Source organism: Pseudomonas sp. PS1(2021) (assembly GCF_020405165.1).
GTDB lineage: Bacteria > Pseudomonadota > Gammaproteobacteria > Pseudomonadales > Pseudomonadaceae > Pseudomonas > Pseudomonas aeruginosa.
The window spans coordinates 501,659-527,233 of sequence record NZ_CP084484.1 but is presented as its reverse complement, the minus strand read 5'-3'; the positions used below and the strand labels follow the sequence as shown (position 1 = coordinate 527,233).

Here is a 25,575-nt window from a genome sequence, read left to right as displayed (position 1 = left end):
GATTCAACAGGAAAACCATGCGTTCACTCTTCTGGCGAATCCTCGCCGCCTTCTGGCTGGCCCTGCTGCTGGTCGCCGGGCTGTCCATCCTGCTGGGCCGTGCGCTGAACCAGGACACCTGGATCATCGCGCGCCATCCTGGCCTGAAGGACCTCGCCGAGCAGTGGACCGCCCTCTACGAAGAACAGGGCAGCTACGCGGCCCAGGGTTTGCTGGAGCAACGCCGCCGCGACTACGGGATTTCCATCCAGGTGCTGGATGAAAGCGGCCAGCGCCTGGTCGACGGCACCTACCTGCCGCGCCCCCACCACCGCCCGCCGCGCACCAGCGACCGCAACCTGCCGCGCTTCCCCTGGCGCCAACTGAGCCAGGAATACGTCAGCCCGCAGAGCAACCATACCTATCTGTTCATCTACCGCATCCCGCACCCGGAACTGGAGGCCTGGCACCGCGGCAGCCTGCTCTGGCCGCTCAGCGCGCTGGGCATCGCACTGGTGGTGCTGACCCTCTTCAGCCTGCTGCTGACGCTGTCCATCACCCGTCCGCTGAACCGTCTGCGGCGCGCCGTACACGACCTCGGCCAGACCGCCTACCAGAAGGACAGCCTGGCCCGACTGGCGCGGCGCGGCGATGAACTGGGCACCCTGGCACGCGATTTCAACCGCATGGGCGAACGCCTGCAAAGCCTGATCGGCAGCCAGCGCCAGTTGCTCCGCGACGTGTCCCACGAACTGCGCTCGCCGCTGGCGCGCCTGCGCATCGCCCTGGCCCTGGCCGAACGCGCCGAACCGGAAGCGCGGGCGCAGATGTGGCCGCGCCTGGAACAGGAATGCGACCGCCTGGAAGCGCTGATCGGCGAGATCCTCGCCCTCGCCCGGCTCGACGCCGAACCCGGCGCGAGCCAACGGATCGCCCTGCTGCCGCTGCTCCAGCGGCTGCGCGAAGACGCCCTGCTGCTGGCTCCGGAGCAGGATATCCGCCTGGAAGTGACGCCTGACCTGAGCATCGACGGCTGGCCGGACATGTTCGAGCGCGCGGTGGACAACCTGCTGCGCAACGCCGTGCGCTTCAACCCCGTCGGCCAACCCCTGGAGGTGCGTGCCAGCAGCGCCGGCGACTACCTGCGCCTGAGCGTCCGCGACCATGGGCCAGGCATCGCCGCCGAACTGCAGGAGCAGTTGGGCGAACCGTTCTTCCGCGCACCCAACCAGAGCAGCCCGGGACACGGCCTGGGCCTGGCCATCGCCCGCCGCGCCATCGAGCGCCACGGCGGGCACCTGCGCCTGGGCAACCATCCCGACGGCGGCTTCATCGCCACCCTCAGCCTGCCGCTACGGCGCAAGGCGACCGAATGACGCCGCGCCCAGATGAACGGCAATTCCCCAGGAGCATCCGGCATGACGCTTCCCGCTTCGTTGTTCCTCGATGAACGCCCTTTCGCCCAGGCCATCGCGCCGCCGCCGGAACCTCCCGGCGACGAACCGCAATCGCTGGTGCTGGCGGTCGAACTGGGACAGGTCGCCCAGCAACTACGGCAACGCTGGGCGCGTCTCGACCTGAGCCTGCCGGAACGCGGTACCTGGCCACTGGAAAGCTGGCGCCCGGCCTTGCACGAAGCGCTCTACGGCCTGCTCGGCGGCGCCGCGCAGGCCCGCCCGTGGCAGCGCATCACGCTGAATCCGGCGCTGGACGCTCGCCGCGGACGGCTGCGCCTGGACATCCTCGGCCAGGCGGAAGAAGGCCGGCGCTGGCTGCCGGCGGCCGTGGAAGCCGCCCGAAGACTGGCCGGCTGGCAGGGCGGACGACTGCTCTGGCACGCCCAGGGCACGCATTGGTGCGTACGCCTGCTGTTGCCGCTCAGCCCGGCCAGGAGCTGACGAAGGCCGCCGGGTCGAGTTCCGCCGGCGTGCGCAACTCGCCCATCGGCGTACCCAGGTAGACGAAGCCGATGATCCGCTCCTGCTCGCCGAGCCCCAGGCCGGCGTGCACCACCGGATCGGTGGCCATCTCGCCGGTCCGCCACATCGCCCCCAGTCCCTGGGCATAGGCGCCCAGCACCAGGCCGTGGGCGGCGCAGCCGGCAGCCAGCAGTTGCTCGCCGTGCGGCACCTTCGGGTGGTCCAGCAGGCAGGCGACCGCCACGACCAGCAGCGGTGCGCGCAGCGGCATGTTGCGGGCCTTGGCCAGCGCTTCCTCGGCAGCGTCCGGCTGGCGGCTCGCCAGGGCGCGGGCGTAGAGGTCGCCCAGGGCCCGGCGACCTTCGCCCTCTACCAGGATGAAGCGCCAGGGCCGCAACTGTCCGTGGTCCGGGGCGCGCAAGGCGACCCGGAACAGCCGGTCGAGCTGCTCCGGCGAGGGCGCGGGATCGCTCAGGCGGGCGTGGGAAACGCGAGTGAGCAAGGCGTCGAGAGCCTCCATGGGCGAACTCCTGTCAGAAACGAAATCGCCATTGTAGACGCAATCGCCAGGCTCACGCCCGCTCTCAGGCGACCCGTCCCGGCGCCAGGTGCGGCTGCAGCGGCGGGGTCAGCGGCGGCAGGCCGTAGGCGGCGCGCGCGGCATCGCAGGCCGGATTGGGCTGGCCGTTGGCCCAGGCCGCCTCGAACTCGCGGCAGGTACCCGAGCGCTGCTCGTAGACGGTGCAGCGAACGCCGCAACCGACCTCGCCGAGCAGTCCGACGCAGCGTGCCGGCTTGTTCTCGGTACCGCTCATGGCGACCATCTGCGGGCTGATGCGGACGGTCAGTTCGTCGGGTACGACGCCGCCTGCGGAACGGCACTCGCCCCAATAGAAGGACACACGAAAATGCGCACAGCAGGCGCCGCAGGTAAGACACGGATTGTCAGTGGACATGGTTGGCAGAACACCAGAGAAACCGGCGAGCGCCGGCGGGCGAAGCGAGATTCTAGCGATTTCGCGGCAGCTGTGAAGAGGGGCGCAGCGGCAGATTTACTCTCCGCGGACGGCTGGTAGAATGGCCGGTCCGCCACAGCCCAGAGCCCCACGATCCATGGCCTTGCCGACCCTACGTATCCTCGGTTTCATCATCGGCATCTTCCTGATCACTCTGGCCGCCAGCATGCTGGTCCCGATCCTGACCATGCTCGCCTTCGACCGTACCGAAGGCATCCAGGCATTCATCTGGTCCAGCGTCGCCACCTTCGTCACCGGCCTCGGCCTGGTCCTGCCGGGGCGTCCCGAGCATGTCCACCTGCGCCCGCGGGACATGTACATGCTCACCGTATCGAGCTGGGTGCTGGTATGCATCTTCGCCGCCCTGCCGTTCGTCCTGCAGCAGCACATCAGCTACACCGATGCCTTCTTCGAAAGCATGTCGGGAATCACCGCCACCGGCTCCACCGTCCTCAGCGGGCTGGACGACATGTCCCCGGGCATCCTCATCTGGCGCTCTCTGCTGCACTGGCTGGGCGGCATCGGCTTCATCGCCATGGCCGTGGCGATCCTGCCGATGCTGCGGATCGGCGGCATGCGCCTGTTCCAGACCGAATCCTCGGACCGCTCGGAAAAGGTCCTGCCACGCTCGCACATGGTCGCCAAGTACATCGTCGCCACCTATGTCGGTATCACCCTGCTCGGCAGCCTGGCCTTCTGGGGCGCCGGCATGAGCCCGTTCGACGCGGTCAACCACGCCATGTCGGCGATTTCCACCGGCGGTTTCTCCACCTCCGACCAATCCCTGGCCAAGTGGAAGCAGCCAGCGGTGCACTGGACCGCGGTAGTGGTGATGATCCTCGGCAGCCTGCCGTTCGCGCTCTACGTCGCCACCCTGCGCGGACACCGCAAGGCGCTGATCAAGGACCAGCAGGTCCGCGGCCTGCTCGGCCTGCTGCTGGTGACCTGGCTGCTGATGGGCACCTGGTACGCGGTAACCTCCAAGCTGCCCTGGATGGATGCTTTCCGCATCGTCGCAGTGAACGTCACCTCGGTGGTCACCACCACCGGCTTCGCCCTCGGCGACTACAGCATGTGGGGGCACTTCTCGATCATGCTGTTCTTCTACCTCGGCTTCATCGGCGGTTGCTCCGGCTCTACCGCCGGCGGTATCAAGATCTTCCGCTTCCAGGTCGCCTACACCCTGCTCAAGGCCAACCTCTACCAGTTGATCCATCCGCGCGCGGTGCTCAAGCAGAACTACAACGGCCATCGCCTGGACGAGGAAATCGTCCGCTCGATCCTGACCTTCTCGTTCTTCTTCGCCATCGTCGTCTGCCTGCTCGCCCTCGGCCTGTCGCTGATCGGCCTGGACTGGATGACCGCGCTCACCGGCGCCGCCAGCACCGTGGCCGGCGTAGGCCCGGGGATGGGGCCCATCATCGGCCCCTCGGGCAACTTCGCCAGCCTGCCGGACGCCGCCAAGTGGCTGCTGGCCGCCGGCATGCTGCTCGGTCGCCTGGAGATCATCACCGTGCTGGTCCTGCTGACCCCGGCGTTCTGGCGCCACTGAGCGCTCACGGGCCTGTCTGCAATGGCTCTACTCAGGGACTGAAAAGCCGGTGTAAGCTTCTGCACCATGACGATACAGCCGCAACCCGGCCACGTGAGCCTGGATAGCTCCACCCAGCCCGCCCGCGTCAGAGCCATAGGTGATTGGACGCTCGCCCACTACACGGCCCTGGAGCGCGAAGTGACGCGCCTGCGCAGCGAAGTGGCGGCCAACGTCAGCTTCGACCTGAGCCAACTGGGCGCCCTGGATACCGCCGGTGCCGCCCTGCTCGCCGAATTGCTCGGTGCCGAGCGCCTGGCCGACCTCGCCGAGCTGGAGCCCGGTCTGCCGCGCGAGCGCCAGGCCCTGCTGAAGACCGTCGGCCACGCCCTGCACGACTTCTGCGAGCCGGAGAAACCCAAGCCGCCCACCACCGCCATCGAGCTGCTGGCTCGCATCGGTTGTGCCATGGAGACCTTCTGGCTGCACCTCAAGGCACTCCTCGGCTTCATCGGCCTGACCCTGGAGACCCTGCTCCGCAGCCTGGTCCGCCCGGCCAGTTGGCGGGTCACGCCGCTGGTGGCGAACATCGAGAAGAGCGGCCTGGACGCGGTGCCGATCATCGCTCTGCTGACCTTCCTGGTCGGCGCGGTGATCGCCTTCCTCGGCGCCACGGTGCTGGCCAACTTCGGCGCGACCATCTACACGGTCAACCTGGTGGTGTTCTCCTTCCTCCGCGAGTTCGCCGTGCTGCTCACCGCGATCCTCATGGCCGGCCGCACCGCCAGCGCCTTCACCGCGCAGATCGGTTCGATGAAGGCCAACGAGGAGATCGACGCGATCCGCGCCCTCGGCCTCAACCCCATCGAGCTGCTGGTGCTGCCGCGGGTGCTGGCGCTGCTGGTATCGCTACCGATGCTGACCTTCGTCGGCATGCTCTGCGGCATCGTCGGCGGCATGACCGTCTGCGCCTGGACCCTGGACATCCCGCCGGCGATGTTCCTGTCGATCATGGAGGACGGAATCGGCGTACAGCATTTCCTGGTCGGTATCAGCAAGGCCCCGCTGTTCGCCTTCCTGATCGCCGTGATCGGCTGCCTGGAAGGCTTCAAGGTCAGCGGCAGCGCCCAGTCGGTGGGCGCGCACACCACCACCAGCGTGGTCCACTCGATCTTCGTGGTGATCCTGCTCGACGCCCTCGCCGCGCTGTTCTTCATGGAGATGGGCTGGTGAACCAGGACAACCCGCAAGCGATCATCCAGGTCCGCGACCTGTGCAACCGTTTCGGCGCCCAGGCGGTCCACGAGCACCTCGACCTCGACGTCCGTCGCGGCGAGATCCTCGGCGTGGTCGGCGGCTCCGGCACCGGCAAGTCGGTGCTGCTGCGCAGCATCGTCGGCCTGCGCCGGCCGACCTCCGGCAGCGTGCGGGTGTTCGGCGAAGACCTGCTGCAACTGCCGGAGGAACGCCGCTCCCTGGTCGAACGGCGCTTCGGCGTGCTGTTCCAGCAGGGCGCGCTGTTTTCCTCGCTTACCGTGGTGGAGAACGTCGCCCTGCCGCTGATCGAGAACGCCGGCCTGCCGCGCGCCGACGCAGAGCACCTGGCCCAGGTCAAGCTGGCCCTGGCCGGGCTACCGGCCAACGCCGGCGACAAGTATCCTGCCTCGCTTTCCGGCGGCATGATCAAGCGCGCCGCCCTGGCCCGCGCCCTGGCGCTGGACCCGGACATCCTGTTCCTCGACGAGCCCACCGCCGGCCTCGACCCGATCGGCGCGGCGGCCTTCGACAACCTGATCCGAACCCTGCGCGACGCCCTCGGCCTGACCGTATTCCTGGTCACCCATGACCTGGACACCCTGTACACCATCTGCGACCGGGTCGCCGTGCTGTCGCAGAAGAAGGTCCTGGTGGTCGATACCCTGGAACGGGTCGCCGCCACCGACGACGCCTGGGTCCGCGAATACTTCCACGGGCCGCGCGGGCGCGCCGCCCACCAAGCCGCCGCCGTGCCGGAGAATCACTGAGATGGAAACCCGAGCCCACCATGTGTTGATCGGCCTGTTCAGCGTGATCGTGATCGGCGCCGCCCTGCTCTTCGGCCTGTGGCTGGCCAAGTCCGGCTCGGAGGGCAAGTTCAACTACTACGACATCGTCTTCAACGAAGCGGTCAGTGGCCTTTCCCAGGGCAGCTCGGTGCAGTACAGCGGGATCAAGGTCGGCGACGTGGCCTTCCTTCGCCTCGATCCGCAAGACCCACGCAAGGTCTGGGCACGCATCCGCGTGGTGGCCAGCGCGCCGATCAAGCAGGACACCACCGCCAAGCTGGCGCTCACCGGGATCACCGGCACCTCGATCATCCAGCTCAGCAGCGGCACGCCCGCCAGCCCGATGCTGGAGGGCAAGGACGGGAAGATCCCGGTGATCGTCGCCACGCCCTCGCCGCTGACCCAGTTACTCAGCAACGGCGAAGACCTGATGGGCAACATCAACCAGCTCATCGCGCGCTTCAGCAACCTGCTCTCCGAGGAAAACACAGCGCGCATCAGCCGCACCCTCGACCATCTCGACCAGGCCACCGGCGCACTCTCCGCCGAGCGCGAGAACGTCAGCGCGGTGATGCAGCAGCTGGCCCAGGCGAGCAGGCAGGCCAACGCCGCCCTGGCCCAGGCCAGCGAGTTGATGCGCAGCGCCAACGGCCTGCTCAACGAGCAAGGCAAGGGGATGCTGGAAAACGCCAACAAGACCATGGCTTCGCTGGAGCGCACCAGCGCCACCCTCGACCAGTTGATCAGCGAGAATCGCCACTCTCTGGACGGCGGCATCCAGGGACTCGCCGAGCTGGGCCCGGCGGTCAGCGAACTGCGCGATACCCTGGCGGCACTGCGCGGAATCAGCCGGCGCCTGGAAGAAAACCCGGCGAACTACCTGCTGGGCCGGGAAAAAACCAAGGAGTTCACCCCATGAGGCTCGCCCTTCGCCCGCTCCGTCGCCTGTCCCTGGCCGCCGGCCTGGCCGCGTTCGCAGCCCTCGGCGCCTGCTCGATCCTGCCGGAGGCGCAGGTCCTCCAGGTCTACCTGCTACCGGTGCACAACCCTCCGGCCAGCGCCGCCGCCAGGCCGGTCGACTGGTCGCTGCGGATCGCCCGGCCGCGTACCAGCCTGGTGCTGGAGAGCCCGCGCATCGCGGTGCGTCCGCACGGCGACGAGATCAGCGTGTACCAGGGCGCACGCTGGAGCGATCCGGCGCCGTCGCTGCTGCGCGACCGTCTGATGCAGGCGTTCCAGGCCGACGGCCGGGTCCGCGGCCTGAGCAGCGACGACAGCAACCTGCAGGCCGATTTCGAACTGGGCGGCGACCTTCGCGCCTTCCAGACCGAGTACCCGAACGGCCAGGCCAGCGCGCTGATCCGCTACGACGCGCGCCTGGTGCGTACCGACGACAAGCGCGTGGTCGCCAGCCGGCGTTTCGAGGTCAGCCAGCCGGTGGACGGCAAGAAGGTCGCGGCGGTGGTCAGCGCCTTCGGCAAGGCCGGCGATACGCTGTCGGCCCAGGTTCTCGACTGGACCCTACGCCAGGCCTCGGCGCAACCCGCCGTGCAGCCCTGAAGCGTCCCGCCTGGCCTGGCGACTAGCCCGGGGGCTCCTGGCGGCGCGCCCGGTATTCGTTGGGCGTGCAGCCGAACCAGCGACGGAATGCCCGGAAGAAATTGCTCGGATCGGCGAAACCCAGCAGGTAGGCGACTTCCAGCAAGGTCAGGCCGGGCTGCTGGAGATACTGCTCGGCCATATCCCGGCGCGTGTCGTCGAGCAGTTGCTGGTAGCTGGTGCCTTCTTCCTGGAGGCGCCGTTGCAAGGTGCGCTGCGACAGGTGCAGCGCCTGGGCCACCCGTTCGCGCCTGGGTTCTCCCTGCGGCAGCAGCCGGCACAAGGTCTGCCGGGCCAGATGGGTGATGCGGCTGGTACTGAAACGCGCCAGGTATTCGCCGGCGAAGCGATCGTGCAACTGGGCCAGCGCCTCGTTGGCCGAGGGTAGCGGCGTCTCGAGGTCGACGCGGGAAAACACCAGCGCGAACTCCTCGGCGTGAAAGCGCAGCGGCGCGCGGAACAGCTCGACATAGGGTGCCAGCGGCTCGCGGGGCGCGCCGGGCAGTTCCACCGCCAGCGGGTCCAGCGACCGGCCGGTGATCCAGCGGACCATGTCCACCAGGTAGGCCAGCGAGCATTCGGCACTCTGCGGTGGCGCCGGCAGGCGATCGCCATGCACCGTGACGCCGATTCGATAGCCCTGCGGCGTGCGGCGGAAAGTCAGGTCGGACGCTTCCGCGATGATCCGCTGGTAGCGCTCCAGGCGCGCGAAGCCTTCCGCCAGGTTGCGGCTCGACATCAGCGCATAGCCGACGACGTGGAAAGCCGGGCGCCGGACCCGGGCGATGTTCAGGGCGATCGCCGGGTTGCCGCTGAGCGCCACCGCACGCTGCCACAGACGGCTCATGGCGTCCTGCGGGAAGCGCGCGTCGGGGTCCTGCAGGGCCTGGTAGTCGAGGCCCAGCTCGGCGAACAGCTGGCGTCCGTCGAGGCCTTCCAGCTCCAGGGCGATGACGATGCCCTGGACCCAGCTGGACAAGGTTGTACGTTCCGGCATCGGTCTCTTCTTGTTCTGGCGGGAGGCACGCCGACCGTCGACCGGCCTGGCGGCCCAAGGATACTAAACTGGCCCTGTATGTCATCCGCGACATCGTGCGGCCCGCACTACACTGCGTGGACACAACGAGAGGAGGCATTCCATGAGCAGCCCTGACGACGAGCGTTTCCACAGTTTCGCCGAGTTCTACCCCTACTACCTGCAGGAACACAGCAACGCGGTCTGCCGCCGCCTGCACTACGTCGGCAGCCTGCTGGTGCTGGCGGTGCTCTTCCACGCCGTGGCCAGCCAGCAGTGGCTATGGCTGCTGGCGCTGCCGCTGGTGGGCTACGGCTTCGCCTGGGTCGGCCACTTCGTCTTCGAGAAGAACCGCCCGGCCACCTTCAAGTACCCGCTGTGGTCGTTCATGGGCGACTGGGTGATGCTCAAGGACGCTTTCACCGGCCGCATCCGCTTCTGACCCATCCGCGCGGCTGGCCCCCGGGCCGGTCGCTCCCCCGGGACGACCGTCGGTCCCGGATCGGCGCGCTTTCCTGAACTATCGATCAGCTGTCACTGGCCGCCGCGCAAACGCTTGGTTAAGATTCCGCCAGCAACCTGGCCACCCGCCATTCCCCAGGCGGAAAGCTCACGAGGCCGAGCCGGGACGAAAATACACAGGGATCCTCTCCAGCGCATGAAGCCTACCCTCCCCGACCGCTCGCCGACGAGCCGGTCCGTCGCGTCCATGCGTGAATACTATTCGCGCGTGCTGGCCTATATCGCCTGTGGCGCCAGCATCGCGGCGGGAACCTACACCCAGTATTTCAGCTACGGCATCCTCTGGATGGTGCCCTATGCGCTGCTCTACCCGCACCTGGCGTACCACCTCGGCCAGCGCTTCCGCCAGCACGACCCGCGCAAGGTGACCCGCGCCCTGCTCGCGGTCGACGCCGTGCACTGTGGCCTGGGCATGGCGCTGCTCGGCTTCTCCGTGGTACCCAGCCTGATGTTCCTGCTGGTGCTGAGCTTCACCGCACTGGTCATCGGCGGCCTGCGCCTGCTCGGCATGGCCTTGCTGGTATCGGCCAGCAGCGCCCTGCTGGTCGCCGTGCTCGTCGCCCCGCCGCTGCTGGGCAATACCCCGGTCGAGGTGGCCGCGGTCAGCATCCTGTTCTGCGGCCTGTACATCTGCATCACCGCCTTCTTCGGCCACCAGCAGGGCCTGCGCCTGGCCCAGGTGCGCCAGGAGATCGCCCGCGAGCAGGAGAAGGCCGCGCGGCTCGCGCGCAACCTGGCCAAGTACCTATCGCCGCAGGTCTGGGAAATGATCTTCAGCGGCAAGAAGAGCGTGCGCCTGGAAACCCAGCGCAAGAAGCTCACCGTGTTCTTCTCCGACATCCGCGGCTTCACCGAGCTATCCGAGGAACTGGAAGCCGAAGCCCTGACCGACCTGCTCAACAACTACCTCAACGAAATGTCGAAGATCGCCCTCAAGTACGGCGGCACCATCGACAAGTTCGTCGGCGACTGCGTCATGGTGTTCTTCGGTGACCCCAGCACCCAGGGCGCGAAGAAGGACGCGGTGGCTGCGGTATCGATGGGCATCGCCATGCGCAAGCACATGAAGGTGCTGCGCCAGCAGTGGCGGGCCCAGGGCATCACCAAGCCGCTGGAAATCCGCATGGGCATCAACACCGGCTATTGCACGGTGGGCAACTTCGGCGCCGACACGCGCATGGACTACACCATCATCGGCCGCGAGGTGAACCTCGCCAGCCGCCTGGAAAGCGCCTCGGAAGCCGGCGAAATCCTCATTTCCCACGAGACCTACTCGCTGATCAAGGACGTGATCATGTGCCGCGACAAGGGCCAGATCGCGGTCAAGGGCTTCAGCCGCCCGGTGCAGATCTACCAGGTGGTGGACTCGCGCCGCGACCTCGGCGCCGCGCCCAGCTACGTCGAGCACGAATTGCCCGGCTTCTCCATGTACCTGGACACCAACAACATCCAGAACTACGACAAGGAACGGGTCATCCAGGCCCTGCAACAGGCCGCCGAGCGCCTGCGCGACAAGGTCATCCTCTAAGTTCGTCGAACGCCGCCGGCAGTTCGTCGCGCCATTCCGGCGCAGTCCGCGGGCCGCTCGCCTGCAGCGCCAGGAACTCCTCCGCCGAAACCCGCCAGGACTGCTCCCGCGCCCAGCGCCCGCAGGCCTGGCGATCCAGCGCCAGCGCCTGGCGGCAGGCTTCGCCAAGATCCTCGTGCATGACCCCGGTCACGCCCTGCTGCAATACATCCAGCGGCCCCGGCACGGCGAAGGCCGCCACCGGCACGCCACAGGCCAGAGCTTCGAGCATCACCAGGCCATAGGTATCGGTCAGCGAGGGGAACACCAGCACCGAGGCCGCCCGGTAGGCGTCGGCCAGCGCGCGGCCATGGCGGTAGCCGAGAAAACGCGCCTGTGGATAGCGCTGCTCCAGCGCCGCCCGCTGCGGGCCGTCGCCCACCAGCCATTTTTCGCCCGGCAGTTCGAGATCGAGGAACGCCTCCAGGTTCTTTTCCGTCGCCAGCCGCCCGACATACAGGAACACCGGCGGCCGCTCTTCCGCCGGGGGTGTCTCGGCGGGGTGGAACAGTTCGGTATCGACGCCCTTGCGCCACAGCCGCAGGTGCTGGAAGCGCCAGGCGCAGAACTCGTCGCGCAGGCGCGGGGTGCTCACCAGCACCGCCCGGCTCGGCCGATGGAAGGTGCGCAGGAAGGCATAGCCCCAGGACAGCGGCAGCCACGGACAGCGGTCACGCAGGTATTCGGGAAAGCGCGTATGGATCGCCGAGGTGAATTCCAGGCCGCGCTTGCCCAGCCAGCGCCGCGCGGCCCAGCCGAGCGGCCCCTCGGTGGCCAGGTGCACGGCATCCGGGGCGAAGGCCTCGATCAGCCCGCCGAGGCGCCAGAGGTTCCAGGCCAGGGGGATTTCCGGATAGCTGGGACAGGGCAGGCAGCGGAAGTCGGCGGGCGACAGCACCCGTACCTGGTGGCCCAGCAGTTCCAGCTCGCGCTGCAGGGCCAGCAGGCTGGTGACGACTCCGTTGACTTGCGGTAACCAGGCGTCGCTGACGATCAATAGCCTCATGCCGCCGGCTCGACCGCCGCGGCCTGCGCCGCCAGCCGCGCCTGCTCCTCGGCCAGGCGGTAGAGCTGGATGCTGCCGTCCCAGTGTTCGATCAGCGCCGTGCAGGACTCCACCCAGTCGCCGCAGTTGAGGTAATCGACGCCCTCGATGCGGCGGATCTCGGCATGGTGGATGTGCCCGCAGACCACCCCGTCGAGCCCGCGCTTGTGGCACTCGTGGGCGATGGCTTCCTCGAAGTCGCTGATGAAGTTCACCGCGGTCTTGACCTTGTGCTTGAGGTACGCCGACAGCGACCAGTAGCCGTAGCCCCAGCGCCGCCGCCAGTGGTTCAGCCAACGGTTGAGGAGCAGGGTGAACTCGTAGGCGGAATCGCCGAGGAAAGCCAGCCAGCGGTGGTAGCGGGTGATCACGTCGAACTGGTCACCGTGTATCACCAGCAGCTTGCGGCCGTCGGCGGTACTGTGCACCGCCTCGTCGACCAGGCGGATGTTGCCGAGGATCAGGCTCGAATAGCGGCGCAGGAATTCGTCATGGTTGCCGGTGACGTAGATCACTTCGGTGCCGCGCTTGCTCAGGGTGAGCAGGCGACGGATCACATTGGTGTGCGCCTGCGGCCAGTAGATGCCGCCGCGCAGCTTCCAGCCGTCGATGATGTCGCCCACCAGGTAGATGCGATCGGCGTGGTAGCGCTTGAGGAACGCCGCCAGGTGTTCGGCCTGGCAATCCCGCGTCCCCAGGTGGACATCCGAGATCCACAGGGTCCGGACCCGCTGCTTGCGGTTCGAGGTGAAGCGTTGCGCGGTGCTCATCGGCGGGTCTCCGACGGTGTTTTTCCGATCTTGGCCGGCGCCGGTGAAACGACTGTGACAGGCCGGCGACCGTTGCGTGACAGGGCCCGGCTGTCTGTCGCCGGCGCCAGCGGGTAGACTGGGCGCCTGCCTCCGGGAGCTTCGCCATGGGTTCGATCCTTTCCCTGCGTCACTACAGCCACGACCAGATCGTCCACAGCCATGACCATGCCCAATTGGTCCTGGGCCTCAGCGGCTGCCTCGACTTCGAGGTCGAGGGGCGCGGCAGCCGCGTGTTGCGGCAGACCTTCGCGGTGGTTCCGGCGCAAGCCCGGCATGCCTGCTCGAGTCCCTCCGGCAGCCGCTGCCTGGTCCTCGACCTGCCCTGCGACGGCAGCCTGCTGCTGGGCCTGGGCGAACACACCGAAGCCGGTCGGCGGCTGTTCGAGCGACCGCAGGCGCTGTCGCTGACGCCCGCCCAGGGCCAACTGGTGAACTGGCTGGCCAGCGGCCCGATCAACGACCCGGTGATCGCCCACCAGGGCGCCGGCCTGCTCCTCGCCAGCCTGGCCAGCGAGCGCCAGCCGCCGCGCCAGCAGCCCCGCCTGCCACTGGCCAGCCTGGACGCCTACCTCGACCGCCATGCCGCCCATCCGCTACAGGTAGCCGACCTGGCGCGGCTGGCCGGTCTTTCGGTGGCGCGCTTCCACAGCCTGTTCCTCGCCGAGACCGGACAGACGCCCATGGACTACGCGCGCAGCCGACGCCTGCACCAGGCCCACGAACTGTTGCTGGAGAGCAGCCTGGCGGTGGGCGAGATCGCCGCCCGGGTCGGCTACGCCTCGCAGAGCGCCTTCACCGCAGCGCTGGTCCGCGAGTTCGGCGTCACCCCGCGACAACTGCGTCGCGAGTCCCGCGACAAAACCGGCTAGCCGCACGACAGACAAATCCGTCACGACTCCTTACTCTCTGCCCATCGACAGACCAGGAGTCAGCATGGACATCATCGAATGGCAGGATTTCGAACGCGTCGAACTGCGCGTCGGCACCATCCTCAGCGCCGCTCCCAACCCCAAGGCACGCAAACCCGCCTATGTCCTCGAGGTCGACCTCGGACCGCTCGGCCTGCGCACCTCCAGCGCGCAACTGACCGCACACTACCAGGCCGAGCAACTGGTCGGACGCCAGGTCCTCTGCGTCTGCAACTTCGCTCCGAAGCAGATCGCCGGGGTGCGCTCGGAGGTCCTGGTCACCGGGGTCTACGATAGCGAGGACAAGGTGGTCCTGGCCGGCTTCGACAAGCCCCTGCCCAACGGTGCGCGCCTGGCCTGAAGGATCCCCATGAATCGACGTTCCGCCCTCGCCGCCCTGCACGGCGGCGCCCTCCTCTTCGGCCTGACCGGGGTGTTCGGCAAGCTGGCCAGCGCCTCCCCCGGGGTGATCGTGTTCGGCCGTGCGCTGTTCGCGGTGCTCGCCCTCGGCCTCTTCGCCCGCCTCGCGGGCCAGGCCTGGCGCGCCCTGGGACCCGCGCAATGGCTGCGCCTGGCGCTCTGCGGCCTGCTCCTGGCCGGGCACTGGGTGAGTTTCTTCATCGCCGTGAAGACCGCCGGCGTGGCCATCGCCACCCTCGGCTTCGCCAGCTTCCCGGCCTTCACCGTAATCCTCGAAGGGCTGCTCTTCCGCGAGCGCATTCATCTCGCGGAAGGACTGCTGGTGGTCCTGGTCAGCCTTGGCCTGGTGCTGGTCACGCCGAACTTCGACCTCGCCAGCGGCGCCACCCTCGGCCTGCTCTGGGCGATCCTTTCCGGCCTGCTGTTCGCCCTGCTGTCGCTGGCCAACCGTAGCAACAGCGGGCAGGTCGGCCCGGTGCAGGCGGCGCTCTGGCAGAACCTGGTAGTCGCCCTGTGCCTGCTGCCGTTCGCGGTCGGCGAACTACCGGCGCTACCCGCTCTCGACTGGCTCTGGCTGGCCCTGCTGGGCGTCTTCTGCACCGGCCTGGCGCACAGCCTGTTCGTGGCCAGCCTGGCGGTGGTCAAGGCCCGCACCGCGGCGCTGGTATTCGCCCTGGAGCCGGTCTACGGGATCGCCTTCGCCTGGCTGTTGTTCCATGAGACGCCGGGGCCACGGATGTTCCTCGGCGGTGCCCTGATCATCCTCGCCATCGTGCTGTCGGCGCGCCTCGGTGCACGGGGCAGGAAAACCGCAGTCGGCGACGAACGAGGCGATCCCGAGCGCGCCTGAATCCGCCCCGGCCGTCACACCGGCAACCATCGAAAGTCCGCAGGGAATAAAAAAACCCGGTCGAACACGCGGGGGGAAGGGGTTCGACCGGGTGCTGCGTCCAATCACCGGAGCGTTGGCAGAGGGACGCAAAGGGAGGTGTCGGTTTCCAGCGCCTGCCGCATCCGCTCGCGGGCTCGCGCCAGGCCTTTCTCACGGAATTCCGGGCCCATGTTCATGCCCTCCGCGTGGACGAAGGTAACGTCGTGGATGCCGACGAAGCCCAGCACCTGGCGCAGATAGGGTTCCTGGTGATCGAGACCGCCGCCGGCGTAGATCCCGCCGCGGGCGGTGAGAACGAAGGCGCGCTTGCCCTGTAGCAGGCCTTCCGGACCCTGCTCGGCGTAACGGAAAGTCAGGCCGGCACGCAGCACATGGTCGAACCAGCTCTTCAGGCTGCTGGGAATGGCGAAGTTGTACATCGGTGCCGCCAGCACCAGCACGTCCGCCATCCGCAACTCCTCGGTCAGGCGATTGGAACGCTCGAGGGCGCGCCTTTCCGCAGCGCTATGGCCATCACAGGGGGTGGTCCAGGCTCCCAGCAATAATTCATCGAGGTGCGGCAGCGGCTCGCGCGCCAGGTCGCGGACCTGGAAGCGATCAGCGGGATGCGCGGCTTTCCAGTGGGAGATGAATTCCGCCGTCAGCAGGCGGGAAACCGAGCCCCGTTGGCGGGCACTGCTCTCGATAACCAGGACACGGGACATGACTCGACCTCCACCCACTGCGCTACAACGATGGAGGTGAGGGTAGAGAATGATTAATCGATTAAAAAGTTGAAAAAACCGCTGTTAAATATCGACCAGGTTGATTTATAAACAGGCACCACCTAGTCTTTCGGTGAGAGAACGCTCTATTTCGCGATCTTGCAGGTCAGCTTGATCCGCAACTTGATGATGTCGCGGCCGAACTGCGCGGTGAAGTTGCTGTTCTGCCCGGGCTGGATCACGCCCTTGCGCACTTTCGGGGTCTCCGGGCCGTTGCGGAACACCGCCGTGCACTCTGCCGCCTGGCCTCCCAGGTTGGTGAGGAGGATCGCGCCCATGTCGCGACCGATGTCCTGGGTGCTGTAGGAGACCTCGGTGCCGTTGAGTTGCGGGTCGACCTCGATCGGATAGGCGAAAGCGGACAGGGGCAGCAGCGATAGTGCGAAACAGCAAAGCCTTTTCATGGCCGGACTCCCGGTAGCGACAGATGGAAAAATGGCAACACCCTGAAAACCACGGCATCCCGTACGTCAAGAGAATGGACAGCTACCCCGTACAGGACGCCGACGACACGATAAGCGAAGTCGCCCCTCCGGCGCACTCGTCATCGCCTGCCGGCCGCGGAAACGCCGGCGAGGCATCCCTGCATTCGAGGAGGCGGAAATGAAAGCGCCACGCGTAACCCTGGACCAATGGCGGACCCTGCAGGCGGTGGTCGACCACGGCGGCTTCGCCCAGGCCGCGGAAGCCCTGCACCGCTCGCAATCATCGATCAGCTATACCGTGGCGCGCATGCAGGAACAGCTCGGCGTGCCGCTGCTGCGCATCGACGGACGCAAGGCGGTGCTGACCGAGGCCGGCGAAGTGTTGCTGCGCCGTTCGCGGCAACTGGTCAAGCAGGCCGGGCAACTGGAGGAACTGGCCCACCACATGGAACAGGGCTGGGAACCCGAGGTGCGCCTGGTGGTGGACGCCGCCTACCCCACCGCGCGGATCGTCCGCTCGCTGTCCGCCTTCATGCCGCAGAGCCGCGGCTGTCGCGTGCTGCTGCGCGAGGAAGTGCTCTCCGGCGTCGAGGAAGCGCTGATCCAGGGCGCCGCCGACCTGGCGATCAGCGGCCTGATCATTCCCGGCCACCTCGGCGCCGACCTCAGCGTGGTCGAGTTCGTCGCCGTGGCCCACCCCGACCATCCGCTGCACCGCCTGCAACGCGAACTGACCCACCAGGACCTGGAAACCCAGATGCAGGTGGTGATCCGCGACAGCGGCCGGCTACAGCCGCGCGACCACGGCTGGCTGGGCGCCGAACAGCGCTGGACGGTGGGCAGCCTGGCTACCGCGGCGACCTTCGTCGGCAACGGCCTGGGCTTCGCCTGGCTGCCGCGGCACATCATCGAGCGCGAACTGCAGAGCGGCCAACTCAAGCCGCTGCCGCTGAGCCAGGGCGGCGTGCGGCAGAGCCGCTTCTACCTCTACACCAACAAGGAAAAGCCGCTCGGCCCGGCCAGCCAGATCCTCATGGAAATGCTCAAGTCGTTCGCCAACGTACCGCTCAACGCGCCCTTCGCGGCGCCCGAACCGGCCGCCGAGTGAGCGCAGATGCCTGACTTCCAGCACCGCGACTGCACCCTCGTCTACGACGACCACCCCGGTCCCGCCGAGCGCGCGCCGGTCCTGCTGCTGCACGGTCTCGGTTCGAGCGCCCGCGACTGGGAATACCAGTTGCCGGCCCTGCTGGGCCGCTACCGCCTGCTGATCCCGGATCTGCGCGGCCACGGCCGCTCCGGCAAGCCGCGCGGCGGCTACAGCATGGCCGGCTTCGCCGAGGACTGCGCGGCGCTGCTCGACCGGCTCGGCTGCGGCCCGGTACACCTGGTCGGCATCAGCATGGGCGGGATGATCGGCTTCCAGCTGGCCTGCGATCGACCCGACCTGCTGCGCAGCCTGACCATCGTCAACAGCACTCCGGAAGTCATCCCGCGCAAGCCTCGCGAGCATCTGGAGGTGGCCAAGCGCAAGCTCCTCTCGCGCCTGCTCAGCCTGCGGACCATCGGCCGCGCCCTCGGCCGGCTGTTGTTTCCCAAGGCGGAACAGGCCGTGCTGCGAGAGAAGATCGAGGCGCGCTGGGCGGAGAACGACAAGCGCGCCTACCTGGCCAGCCTCGACGCGATCATCGGTTGGGGCGTGCAGGAACGATTGGCCGAGATCGCCTGTCCGACCCTGGTGATCAGCGCGGATCGCGACTACACGCCGGTATCGCTGAAGCAGGCCTATTGCGAGCGGATCGCCGACGCCCGCCTGGTGGTGGTGGAGGACTCCCGCCACGCCACGCCGATGGACCAACCCGAGATTTTCAACACCACCCTGCTCGGCTTCCTCGCCGATATCGACAAAACCAAGGAACAACCATGCTCAAACGTCTCCTGATCGCCGCCTGCACCCTGCTCTTCGCCGGTTCCCTGCTGGCCGCCACGCCTGCCGCCAAGCCGCACGTCCTGATCGCCACCAGCCTCGGCGAGATCGAGGTAGAGCTCGATCCGGCCAAGGCGCCGATCAGCGTGAAGAACTTCCTCGAGTACGTCGACAGCGGCTACTACGACGGCACCCTGTTCCACCGCGTGATCCCTGGCTTCATGGTGCAGACCGGCGGCTTCAGCGCCGGCATGCAGGAGAAGAAGACCCGCGCACCGATCAAGAACGAGGCCGACAACGGCCTGCTCAACGAGCGCGGCACCCTCGCCATGGCCCGTACCGGCGTGGTCGATTCGGCCACCAGCCAGTTCTTCATCAACCTGACCGACAACGACTTCCTCAACCATGGTGCCCGCGACTTCGGCTATGCGGTGTTCGGCAAGGTGGTGCGTGGCATGGGCGTGGTCGACCAGATCGCCAAGGTTCCCACCACCCGCCGCAACGGCTTCGCCGACGTGCCGAGCGACGACGTGGTGATCCTGTCCGCCAAACGCCTCTGAGTTCAGCCGCAGGGGCTTGATCCGGCGGGCCCAGGACGGGCCCGCTCCAGAAGAGAGCCATCATGCTTTATCGTCGTTTCGAACGTCTGATCGACCCGTTCCGCAACGCTTCCGAACGCATGCCGCCCAGCGAAGTGCTGCGTTTCTATGTCTACTTCCTGCGCCAGGTCTGGCCGGTGTTCCTGGCCCTGCTGGTGGTCGGCCTGATCGTCGCGCTGATCGAGGTAGCGCTGTTCAGCTACCTCGGCCGCATCGTCGATCTCGCCCAGAGCACGCCCAGCGCGGAGTTCTTCCGCGTGCACGCCAACGAACTGATCTGGATGGCGGTGGTGGCGCTGGTTCTGCGCCCGCTGTTCAACGCCCTGCACGACATGCTGGTGCACCAGAGCATCAACCCGAGCATGACCAACCTGATCCGCTGGCAGAACCACCGCTACGTGCTCAAGCAGAGCCTCGGCTTCTTCCAGAACGATTTCGCCGGGCGCATCGCCCAGCGCATCATGCAGACCGGCAACTCGTTGCGCGATTCGGCGGTGCAGGTGGTAGACGCACTCTGGCACGTGCTGATCTATACCGTCAGCGCCCTGGTGCTGTTCGCCGAGGCCGACTGGCGCCTGATGATCCCTCTGGTGCTGTGGGTGTTCGCCTACGTCGGCGCCCTCGCCTACTTCGTTCCCCAGGTCAAGCGCCGCTCGGTGGAGGCCTCGGATTCGCGCTCGAAGCTGATGGGGCGGATCGTCGACGGCTACACCAACATCACCACGCTGAAGCTGTTCGCCCACACCCGCCAGGAAGAGGACTACGCCCGCGAAGCGATCGGCGACCAGACCCTCAAGTCGCAACGCGCCGGGCGCGTAGTGACCTCCATGGACGTGACCATCACGGTGATGAACGGCGTGCTGATCACCGGCACCACCGGCCTGGCCCTGTGGCTGTGGAGCCAGGAGCTGATCTCGGTGGGCGCCATCGCCCTAGCCACCGGGCTGGTGATCCGCATCAACAACATGTCCGGCTGGATCATGTGGGTGGTCGGCGGCATCTTCGAGAACATCGGCCAGGTCCAGGATGGCATGCAGACCATCGCCCTGCCGCGCAAGGTGGTCGACCGCGAGGACGCCCGGCCGCTGCGGGTAGAGCGCGGCGAGGTGGAGTTCGAGCACATCGCCTTCCACTACGGCAAGGGCAGCGGCGTGATCCAGGGTCTCGACCTGAAGGTCCGGCCCGGCGAGAAGATCGGCCTGGTCGGACCTTCCGGCGCCGGCAAGTCGACCCTGGTCAACCTGCTGCTGCGCCTGTACGACCTGGAGAGCGGACGCATCCTGGTCGATGGCCAGGACATCGCCGGGGTGACCCAGGAAAGCCTGCGCGCGCAGATCGGCATGGTCACCCAGGACACCTCGCTGCTGCACCGTTCGATCCGCGACAACCTGCTCTACGGCCGCCCCGGCGCCAGCGACGCGGAACTCATGGAGGCGGTGCGCAAGGCCCGCGCCGACGAGTTCATCCCGCTGCTCAGCGACGCCGAGGGCCGCCGCGGCTTCGACGCCCATGTCGGCGAACGCGGAGTGAAACTCTCCGGCGGCCAGCGCCAGCGCATCGCCATCGCCCGGGTGCTGCTCAAGGACGCGCCGATCCTGATCCTCGACGAAGCGACCTCGGCGCTGGACTCGGAAGTCGAATCGGCGATCCAGGAAAGCCTGGAGACCCTGATGCAGGGCAAGACGGTGATCGCCATCGCCCACCGCCTGTCGACCATTGCGCGCATGGACCGCCTGGTGGTGCTGGACAAGGGCCACATCGCCGAAAGCGGCACGCATGCCGAGTTGCTCGCCCATGGCGGCCTCTATGCGCGCCTCTGGCAACACCAGACCGGCGGCTTCGTCGGCGTCGACTGAAGGGCGGCGTCTCGCGCCGCCCGACCTGGGTGACCTTGTCAAAGGCTCTGCAACGGGCCTTTGCGCGGCAATCATCACCGCCGTCGATCTCGACTAGCACGCGCTTCGATTTTTTCCGCCAGCGAAACGGTGTTCTTATCGAACCCGTGCCCCGGCTCGATCCCGACGCCTGCCGCATCGTCCCCGTCCACCTGGCGTCGGCCACGGACGACCAAGGATGCCAGTGCTCGGTACCGGGGATTTCGCCCCATCGCTACGGAGAATCACAGAATGAAACTTGCCTCTGTCGTGTCCGCCGTCATCACCAGCCTCGCCCCCATGGCCTTCGCCCAGGACGTGGACAAGGACCCGGGCCGCGGCCTGCCGGTCGAGGAATACCACTACGGCATGCAACTGGACGTGAAGACTGTCCTGCACCGTACCGACAATTCGACCAGGACCGGCGTAGTGCCGGTGACCGTGGTCTACGAGGACCATAGCGGCGAACTGCACAAGATCCGCTTCCTCGAATGGGGCGGCAGCACCAGCAACGGCTGAGCGGACGCCACGCCCTATCGTTCCGGCCCCCTTCAGGCCTGGCGGTAGGGCAACAGGCCGTGGGCCTCCTCGGCGTAGGCGCGCACTCCCGCCCGCTCCTGTTCGAGGAACTGCGCCACGGCATCGCGCAGACCGGGATGCGCCAGGTAGTGCCAGGAGCGCGTCAGCACCGGCTCGAAACCGCGGATCAGCTTGTGTTCGCCCTGGGCGCCGGCGTCGAAGCGCGCCAGGCCGGCGCCGATGGCGAATTCCAGGCCCTGGTAGAAGCAGGTCTCGAAGTGCAGCCGGTCGAACTCGGCCAGGCATCCCCAGTAGCGCCCGTACAGGGTGTCTCCAGCGACCAGGCTGAACGCCATCGCCACTGGCTTGCCACGCTGGTGGGCGAAGACCACGCGGATCGCCTCCGGCATGCGCTCGGCCAGCAGGCCGAAGAACTCGCGGCTCAGGTAGGGATCGCGGTCGCGCACCAGGTAGGTGTTGGCGTAGCAGAGATAGACGAAATCCCACTCCAGTTCGGACAACTGGCCGCCTTCCCGCCATTCGAACTCGATGCCCTGTCCGCCGACCTGTTCGCGCTCCTTGCGCAGTTGCTTGCGCTTGCGCGAACTGAGGGCCTCGAGGAAGTCCTGGAAGTCCCGATAGCCGCGGTTGTGCCAGTGGTACTGGCAACCCAGGCGTTCGAGCCAACCGTCACGCGCGGCAAGCAAGGTGTCCGCCCGGGCGTCGGTGAAATTCACATGGATGCTCGACAGACCGCTCGCCTCGGCCTCCTCGCCAAGGGACGCGAGCAGCCCCTGCAACCCTTCGTCCTCGCCCAGCAGGCGCGCACCGGCGACCGGGGTGAAGGGTACCCCCACCAGCAGCTTCGGGTAGTAGCGGATACCGGCCCGCTGGCAGGCGTCGGCCCAGCTCCAGTCGAACACGTACTCGCCGTACGAGTGCGCCTTCACATAGGCCGGCAGCGCCGCGCACAGGCGCCCTTGCGGATCGCGCAGCACGCGATGGGCCGGGCGCCAGCCGGTGGCGGGCGTCACGCTGTGGCTGTCTTCCAGCGCGGACAGGAAAGCATGACGCAGGAATGGCTGGGCGGGAGGCAGCAAGGCGTCCCACTCGGCGGCATCGATAACGGCAAGGGTGTCAAGCGTCTGGATCGGCATGCGCGCCAGTCTGGCGCGAGACGCAAGGCAAGTGAAGCCGGTCGATGGAAAAAAGCGCCCGGCGGACCCGCAATGAAACCGCCTTTCACCAAGCGAAGGCTTCGAACCATTTTACGTAGAGCGCATAACGCCAACGGCGTTATCCGCCGATACCCCGCCGCAACGGCGGATAACCGCGATGCGGTTATCCGCCCTACCCCAGCGCGGAGCGAAAGCTTGGAACCCTCCGCGTAGGGCGCATAACGCCGGAGGCGTTATCCGCCGAGACCCGCCGCGACGGCATTCCCGATCGGGCCCTAGATCATGCCCAACAGCAACAGGACCAACAGCACCACCAGCAATGCGCCGATGATCCCCGAGGGCCCGTAGCCCCAGTTGCGCGAATGAGGAAAGACCGGCAGGCCGCCGATCAGCAGCAGGATCAGGATGATCAGAAGAATCGTACCGAGACTCATGGGCGTCGCTCCTGTTCGGCTCATGGGGCAAAGGGCGGGAGATTCCGCCCTTGTAGTTCTCGACCCCCGCCGAGCAATGAAGATTCAATAAATCCGCGCCCTCCAGCCTCAGTGGATGACCTTGGGCGCCGGCCCCTTGAGCAAACGCATGAACATCAGCGCCACCGCCTGGGCGTCGCCGAGGGCGGTGTGGCGACCGCTCACCGGCACATCCAGGGCCCGCGCCAGGGTGTCGAAGCGCAGGTCGATGTGTGCGTCGGGAAAATGCCGGCTGACCTTCCGGTGGTACAGCGACGAAATCTCGATGGAGGGGTTGTGCAACTGTCGGTCGAGGAGCTGGCGCAGGTGCCGGTTCAGCACGGCGACATCGAACGACAGGTAGTAGCCCAGCAGCGGCCGGTCGCCGATGAACGCCAGCACCTGGCGCAGGGCATGCTCCAGTTGCAACTGTCCCTCCAGGTCGGCGCGGCGCAGCTTGTGGATGCGGATCGACTCCGCGTCCAGGCTCGGCGGCGGCTCGACGTAGAGTTCCAGGCGCTCGCCCATGACCAGTTTGCCGCGCCGCACCAGCACCGCGCCGATGCTGAGGATGTCGGCACGACGCGGGTCGAGGCTGGTGGTCTCGAGATCGAGGGAGATCACTTCCTCCGCCTCGACCGCCTCGTGCATCCACCAATACAGCCGGCGGCGCCAGCCCGGCCAGCGGCTGTCGGGCAACTTGACCATGGTGTTCATCGGGTCTCCAGGTGGAATTGACGGGCCACGCTCTGCTTGAACTTCTTCACCACATGCAGGCCGTAGCGCAGCATGTCGCGCTCGTGGCGGCTCATGCCACTGACGTCCAGGCCCTGCTGGCGACCATCGCGTTGGCCGGCCAACTGGCGGGTCAGGCGCAGTTGCAGGAACAGCTCGAAGGACTCGCTCAGGTCGTCCGCCAGGCGCGCTTCGAGGACCTTGTGTCGCTTCAGTGCCTCGATCCGTGCCAGGGTCCCGCGGGTCTCCAGGCCTTCGCGCAGGGCCAGGGTGCGGATGCCGTGGACGATGGGGAAGATCCCGCCACGCTTGAGATCGAGGCGGGCGCCCTGGGTTTTCAGTTGGCCGAGGAAGGTCAGCGGCGTATCGAATTGCAGGGCCGCCGCCGCGATATCCGCCAGCCAGCGCTCGCCGCCGTCGGCGAAACCGCGCAGTTGCCGACGCAACGGCTCGAACAGTTGCAGGTTGCCGGCCACCGGCCAGGCATCGGCCAGGATCGACAGGCGCAACAGCTGCTCCGGCTTGCCCTCCAGCAGCGTCGCGCGCAGCTCCGCCTGCCAGGCCGCCAGCGGCTTGCACCATTCCGGCCGACTGGCCATCACCCCTCCGGGACAGGGCGGATAACCGAACTCCAGCAAGGCCGCGCTGAAGCGCTGCATCATCGCCAGGGCCTGTTCCTGCGGCAGATCGTCGGCCAGGACCAGGGCATTGTCCTGGTCGGTCTTCAGCAACTGCTCGCCGCGTCCTTCGCTGCCCATCACCAGCAAGCAGCAGCGCCCGCGCAGGGCCGGCGGCAGCAACAATTCGAAAAGCCGTTCGAGCAATTGCTCGTTGAGCGCGCTGACCAGCTGCATGATGAAGCGCAGGCGGATACCGTTGCCGGCCAGGGTAGCGATCAGGGTGTCCAGGGTTTCCGCGCAGCGGCGCAGGTCGCCGAGGTCGTCGGCGCGGGCGATGCGCAGCGCCAGGACGTGGGAATGGGTGGAGAACAGGCTGAGCACCTGGGTCAGGTGCAACAGGCCGATCACCTGACCGTCCTCGGTGACCGCGACCCGCTCGATACGCTGGCGCGTCATGAGGATCATCGCGTCGAACAGGAAATCGCCCAGTTCGACGCTGGTCAGCGGACCATGGGCCAACGGCCCGATCGCCTCCAGCTCGCTGCGCCCGTCGCGGAAGTGCGCGCTCATGAGGTCGGTGCGGGTGACGATGCCGAGCTCGGGCCCGTCCCTCTCCAGCCGCACCAGCAGGGCATCGGCGCCATGGCTCAATTGCAGGCGCGCGGCGTCGCCGAGGGACAGCGAGGCCTCCACCTCCAGCGCCGGCAGCAGATGCTCGCGGGCGATGCGGGTAAGGATGAACTCGGCAAGGTTCTGCCCGTCGCGCTGGGCCAACTGGCGCTTGGCCGCCAGGTCGGCCTGGAAGAAGCGGGCGAAACCCGGGTTCTCCCCGCACAACTGGTGGAAGCAGCTGGCCGGCAGCTCGTAGACGATGCTTTCCTCGATCGCCAGGTAGCGATGCTTGCTGCTGCCGGAGAACAGCCCGCGAACGTCGAACAGGTCGTCCGCGGCGTACTGGGCGAACACCCGCCCGTCGTCGCCGCGCTCCTCGACCACGCCCTTGAGCAGGACGAACAGCCCGGGGACCGCCGAACCGGCCTCCAGCAAGGTTTCCCCCGGCGCGTAGTAACCGACGCTGAGGGCCTGCTTGAGGGTCTCGCGCTGATGGGGACGCAACTGGTCGAAGGGCGGCGAGGCGAAGTTGAAACTGTCAGGCATGGATCATCTCGCTGTGACCGGGACGCTGAAACGAAAGGCGGCGGACCGGAAATC

28 protein-coding genes are annotated in these 25,575 nt (G+C 67.4%); 17 read left to right on the top strand and 11 right to left on the bottom strand.

Going from position 1 to position 25,575, the window contains the following annotated elements; genetic code table 11:
* The first annotated feature begins 17 nt into the window (after positions 1-17).
* Together LE197_RS02595 and LE197_RS02590 are read left to right on the top strand one after the other, a co-directional pair.
* The gene (locus LE197_RS02595) at positions 18-1,355 is read left to right on the top strand and encodes a sensor histidine kinase (RefSeq protein WP_033971646.1); all 1,338 of its coding nucleotides are present in this window, start codon (positions 18-20) and stop codon (positions 1,353-1,355) included.
* 42 nt (positions 1,356-1,397) lie between these two features.
* On the top strand, positions 1,398-1,877 hold the full coding sequence (locus LE197_RS02590) for a hypothetical protein (RefSeq protein WP_059309688.1): 480 nt from the start codon (positions 1,398-1,400) through the stop codon (positions 1,875-1,877).
* On the opposite strand, the gene LE197_RS02585 is transcribed toward LE197_RS02590, so the two are convergent.
* The gene (locus tag LE197_RS02585) at positions 1,858-2,418 is read right to left on the bottom strand and encodes a nitroreductase family protein (RefSeq protein WP_059309689.1); all 561 of its coding nucleotides are present in this window, start codon (positions 2,416-2,418) and stop codon (positions 1,858-1,860) included. The genes LE197_RS02590 and LE197_RS02585 overlap by 20 nt on opposite strands.
* 64 nt (positions 2,419-2,482) lie before the next feature.
* A complete protein-coding gene (locus LE197_RS02580; protein ID WP_033971649.1) occupies positions 2,483-2,854 on the bottom strand; it encodes a YkgJ family cysteine cluster protein in 372 nt (123 codons plus the stop codon).
* Positions 2,855-3,011: 157 nt separating this feature from the next.
* On the opposite strand from LE197_RS02580, the gene LE197_RS02575 reads away from it, so the two are divergent.
* The 5 genes from LE197_RS02575 (at position 3,012) to LE197_RS02555 (ending at position 8,050) form a co-directional block, all read left to right on the top strand.
* The gene (locus tag LE197_RS02575; RefSeq protein WP_003114825.1) at positions 3,012-4,466 is read left to right on the top strand and encodes a TrkH family potassium uptake protein; all 1,455 of its coding nucleotides are present in this window, start codon (positions 3,012-3,014) and stop codon (positions 4,464-4,466) included.
* A 66-nt stretch (positions 4,467-4,532) separates the two neighbouring features.
* Positions 4,533-5,678 carry an MlaE family ABC transporter permease gene (locus LE197_RS02570; RefSeq protein WP_059309690.1) on the top strand — a complete coding sequence of 382 codons (1,146 nt, stop codon included), beginning with the start codon at positions 4,533-4,535 and terminating at the stop codon, positions 5,676-5,678.
* Positions 5,675-6,469, top strand: a complete 795-nt coding sequence (locus tag LE197_RS02565) for an ABC transporter ATP-binding protein (RefSeq protein WP_003114823.1) — start codon at positions 5,675-5,677, stop codon at positions 6,467-6,469. The genes LE197_RS02570 and LE197_RS02565 overlap by 4 nt, the downstream gene beginning before the upstream one ends.
* Position 6,470: 1 nt before the next feature.
* Positions 6,471-7,409, top strand: coding sequence for an MlaD family protein (locus LE197_RS02560; protein WP_003091500.1), 939 nt, complete (start codon positions 6,471-6,473; stop codon positions 7,407-7,409).
* A complete protein-coding gene (locus LE197_RS02555) occupies positions 7,406-8,050 on the top strand; it encodes an ABC-type transport auxiliary lipoprotein family protein (RefSeq protein WP_042168065.1) in 645 nt (214 codons plus the stop codon). The genes LE197_RS02560 and LE197_RS02555 overlap by 4 nt, the downstream gene beginning before the upstream one ends.
* 22 nt (positions 8,051-8,072) lie before the next feature.
* On the opposite strand, the gene LE197_RS02550 is transcribed toward LE197_RS02555, so the two are convergent.
* Positions 8,073-9,086: an AraC family transcriptional regulator gene (locus LE197_RS02550; RefSeq protein WP_039027969.1), complete on the bottom strand. Its 1,014-nt coding sequence runs from the start codon at positions 9,084-9,086 to the stop codon at positions 8,073-8,075.
* A 142-nt stretch (positions 9,087-9,228) separates the two neighbouring features.
* On the opposite strand from LE197_RS02550, the gene LE197_RS02545 reads away from it, so the two are divergent.
* On the top strand, positions 9,229-9,546 hold the full coding sequence (locus tag LE197_RS02545; protein WP_003114819.1) for an Mpo1-like protein: 318 nt from the start codon (positions 9,229-9,231) through the stop codon (positions 9,544-9,546).
* Between the two features lie 216 nt (positions 9,547-9,762).
* Positions 9,763-11,154, top strand: coding sequence for a protein CyaB (locus LE197_RS02540; protein ID WP_003124349.1), 1,392 nt, complete (start codon positions 9,763-9,765; stop codon positions 11,152-11,154).
* On the opposite strand, the gene LE197_RS02535 is transcribed toward LE197_RS02540, so the two are convergent.
* The gene (locus LE197_RS02535) at positions 11,144-12,199 is read right to left on the bottom strand and encodes a glycosyltransferase family 4 protein (RefSeq protein ID WP_033978726.1); all 1,056 of its coding nucleotides are present in this window, start codon (positions 12,197-12,199) and stop codon (positions 11,144-11,146) included. The two genes, LE197_RS02540 and LE197_RS02535, sit on opposite strands and share 11 nt — an antisense overlap.
* Positions 12,196-13,008 (bottom strand): UDP-2,3-diacylglucosamine diphosphatase, encoded by an 813-nt coding sequence (locus tag LE197_RS02530; protein ID WP_003091510.1) that lies wholly within the window; start codon positions 13,006-13,008, stop codon positions 12,196-12,198. The genes LE197_RS02535 and LE197_RS02530 overlap by 4 nt, the downstream gene beginning before the upstream one ends.
* 146 nt (positions 13,009-13,154) lie before the next feature.
* Here LE197_RS02530 and LE197_RS02525 point away from each other — a divergent pair, with 146 nt between their 5' ends.
* The 3 genes from LE197_RS02525 to LE197_RS02515 all read left to right on the top strand — a co-directional run bounded on the left by LE197_RS02525 (position 13,155) and on the right by LE197_RS02515 (position 15,228).
* The gene (locus LE197_RS02525; RefSeq protein WP_058173275.1) at positions 13,155-13,919 is read left to right on the top strand and encodes a helix-turn-helix domain-containing protein; all 765 of its coding nucleotides are present in this window, start codon (positions 13,155-13,157) and stop codon (positions 13,917-13,919) included.
* Between the two features lie 64 nt (positions 13,920-13,983).
* Positions 13,984-14,319, top strand: a complete 336-nt coding sequence (locus LE197_RS02520; protein WP_003109191.1) for a tRNA-binding protein — start codon at positions 13,984-13,986, stop codon at positions 14,317-14,319.
* A gap of 9 nt (positions 14,320-14,328) precedes the next feature.
* Positions 14,329-15,228: a DMT family transporter gene (locus LE197_RS02515; protein WP_003116401.1), complete on the top strand. Its 900-nt coding sequence runs from the start codon at positions 14,329-14,331 to the stop codon at positions 15,226-15,228.
* A 104-nt stretch (positions 15,229-15,332) separates the two neighbouring features.
* On the opposite strand, the gene azoR3 is transcribed toward LE197_RS02515, so the two are convergent.
* Together azoR3 and LE197_RS02505 are read right to left on the bottom strand one after the other, a co-directional pair.
* A complete protein-coding gene (gene azoR3, locus LE197_RS02510) occupies positions 15,333-15,974 on the bottom strand; it encodes an FMN-dependent NADH-azoreductase AzoR3 (protein WP_033971660.1) in 642 nt (213 codons plus the stop codon).
* A gap of 146 nt (positions 15,975-16,120) precedes the next feature.
* The gene (locus LE197_RS02505; protein ID WP_003091533.1) at positions 16,121-16,438 is read right to left on the bottom strand and encodes a hypothetical protein; all 318 of its coding nucleotides are present in this window, start codon (positions 16,436-16,438) and stop codon (positions 16,121-16,123) included.
* 199 nt (positions 16,439-16,637) lie between these two features.
* Between LE197_RS02505 and LE197_RS02500 the strand changes: the two genes are divergently transcribed.
* From LE197_RS02500 to LE197_RS02480, 5 genes are all read left to right on the top strand, one after another.
* Entirely contained in the window at positions 16,638-17,567 is a 930-nt protein-coding gene (locus tag LE197_RS02500) for a LysR family transcriptional regulator (RefSeq protein ID WP_003091534.1), read from the top strand.
* Between the two features lie 6 nt (positions 17,568-17,573).
* Positions 17,574-18,401 carry an alpha/beta fold hydrolase gene (locus LE197_RS02495; RefSeq protein ID WP_033971662.1) on the top strand — a complete coding sequence of 276 codons (828 nt, stop codon included), beginning with the start codon at positions 17,574-17,576 and terminating at the stop codon, positions 18,399-18,401.
* Positions 18,383-18,946 (top strand): peptidylprolyl isomerase PpiA, encoded by a 564-nt coding sequence (gene ppiA / locus LE197_RS02490; RefSeq protein ID WP_003114812.1) that lies wholly within the window; start codon positions 18,383-18,385, stop codon positions 18,944-18,946. Before LE197_RS02495 ends, ppiA begins: the two co-directional genes overlap by 19 nt.
* Positions 18,947-19,008: 62 nt before the next feature.
* Entirely contained in the window at positions 19,009-20,841 is a 1,833-nt protein-coding gene (locus tag LE197_RS02485) for an ABC transporter ATP-binding protein (protein ID WP_033978728.1), read from the top strand.
* Positions 20,842-21,111: 270 nt separating this feature from the next.
* On the top strand, positions 21,112-21,378 hold the full coding sequence (locus tag LE197_RS02480) for a DUF2790 domain-containing protein (RefSeq protein WP_033971663.1): 267 nt from the start codon (positions 21,112-21,114) through the stop codon (positions 21,376-21,378).
* 32 nt (positions 21,379-21,410) lie between these two features.
* Here LE197_RS02480 and LE197_RS02475 read toward each other — a convergent pair whose 3' ends face one another.
* The 4 genes from LE197_RS02475 to LE197_RS02460 form a co-directional block, all read right to left on the bottom strand.
* Positions 21,411-22,535: a GNAT family N-acetyltransferase gene (locus LE197_RS02475; RefSeq protein WP_059309691.1), complete on the bottom strand. Its 1,125-nt coding sequence runs from the start codon at positions 22,533-22,535 to the stop codon at positions 21,411-21,413.
* 296 nt (positions 22,536-22,831) lie between these two features.
* Entirely contained in the window at positions 22,832-22,990 is a 159-nt protein-coding gene (locus tag LE197_RS02470) for a DUF3309 family protein (RefSeq protein WP_003109182.1), read from the bottom strand.
* A 108-nt stretch (positions 22,991-23,098) separates the two neighbouring features.
* Positions 23,099-23,725, bottom strand: a complete 627-nt coding sequence (locus tag LE197_RS02465; protein WP_033971666.1) for a 3'-5' exonuclease — start codon at positions 23,723-23,725, stop codon at positions 23,099-23,101.
* Complete coding sequence (locus LE197_RS02460; RefSeq protein WP_039027965.1) at positions 23,722-25,521, bottom strand: cyclic nucleotide-binding/CBS domain-containing protein; 1,800 nt, start codon at positions 25,519-25,521, stop codon at positions 23,722-23,724. The genes LE197_RS02465 and LE197_RS02460 overlap by 4 nt, the downstream gene beginning before the upstream one ends.
* Between the last annotated feature and the right edge of the window lie 54 nt (positions 25,522-25,575).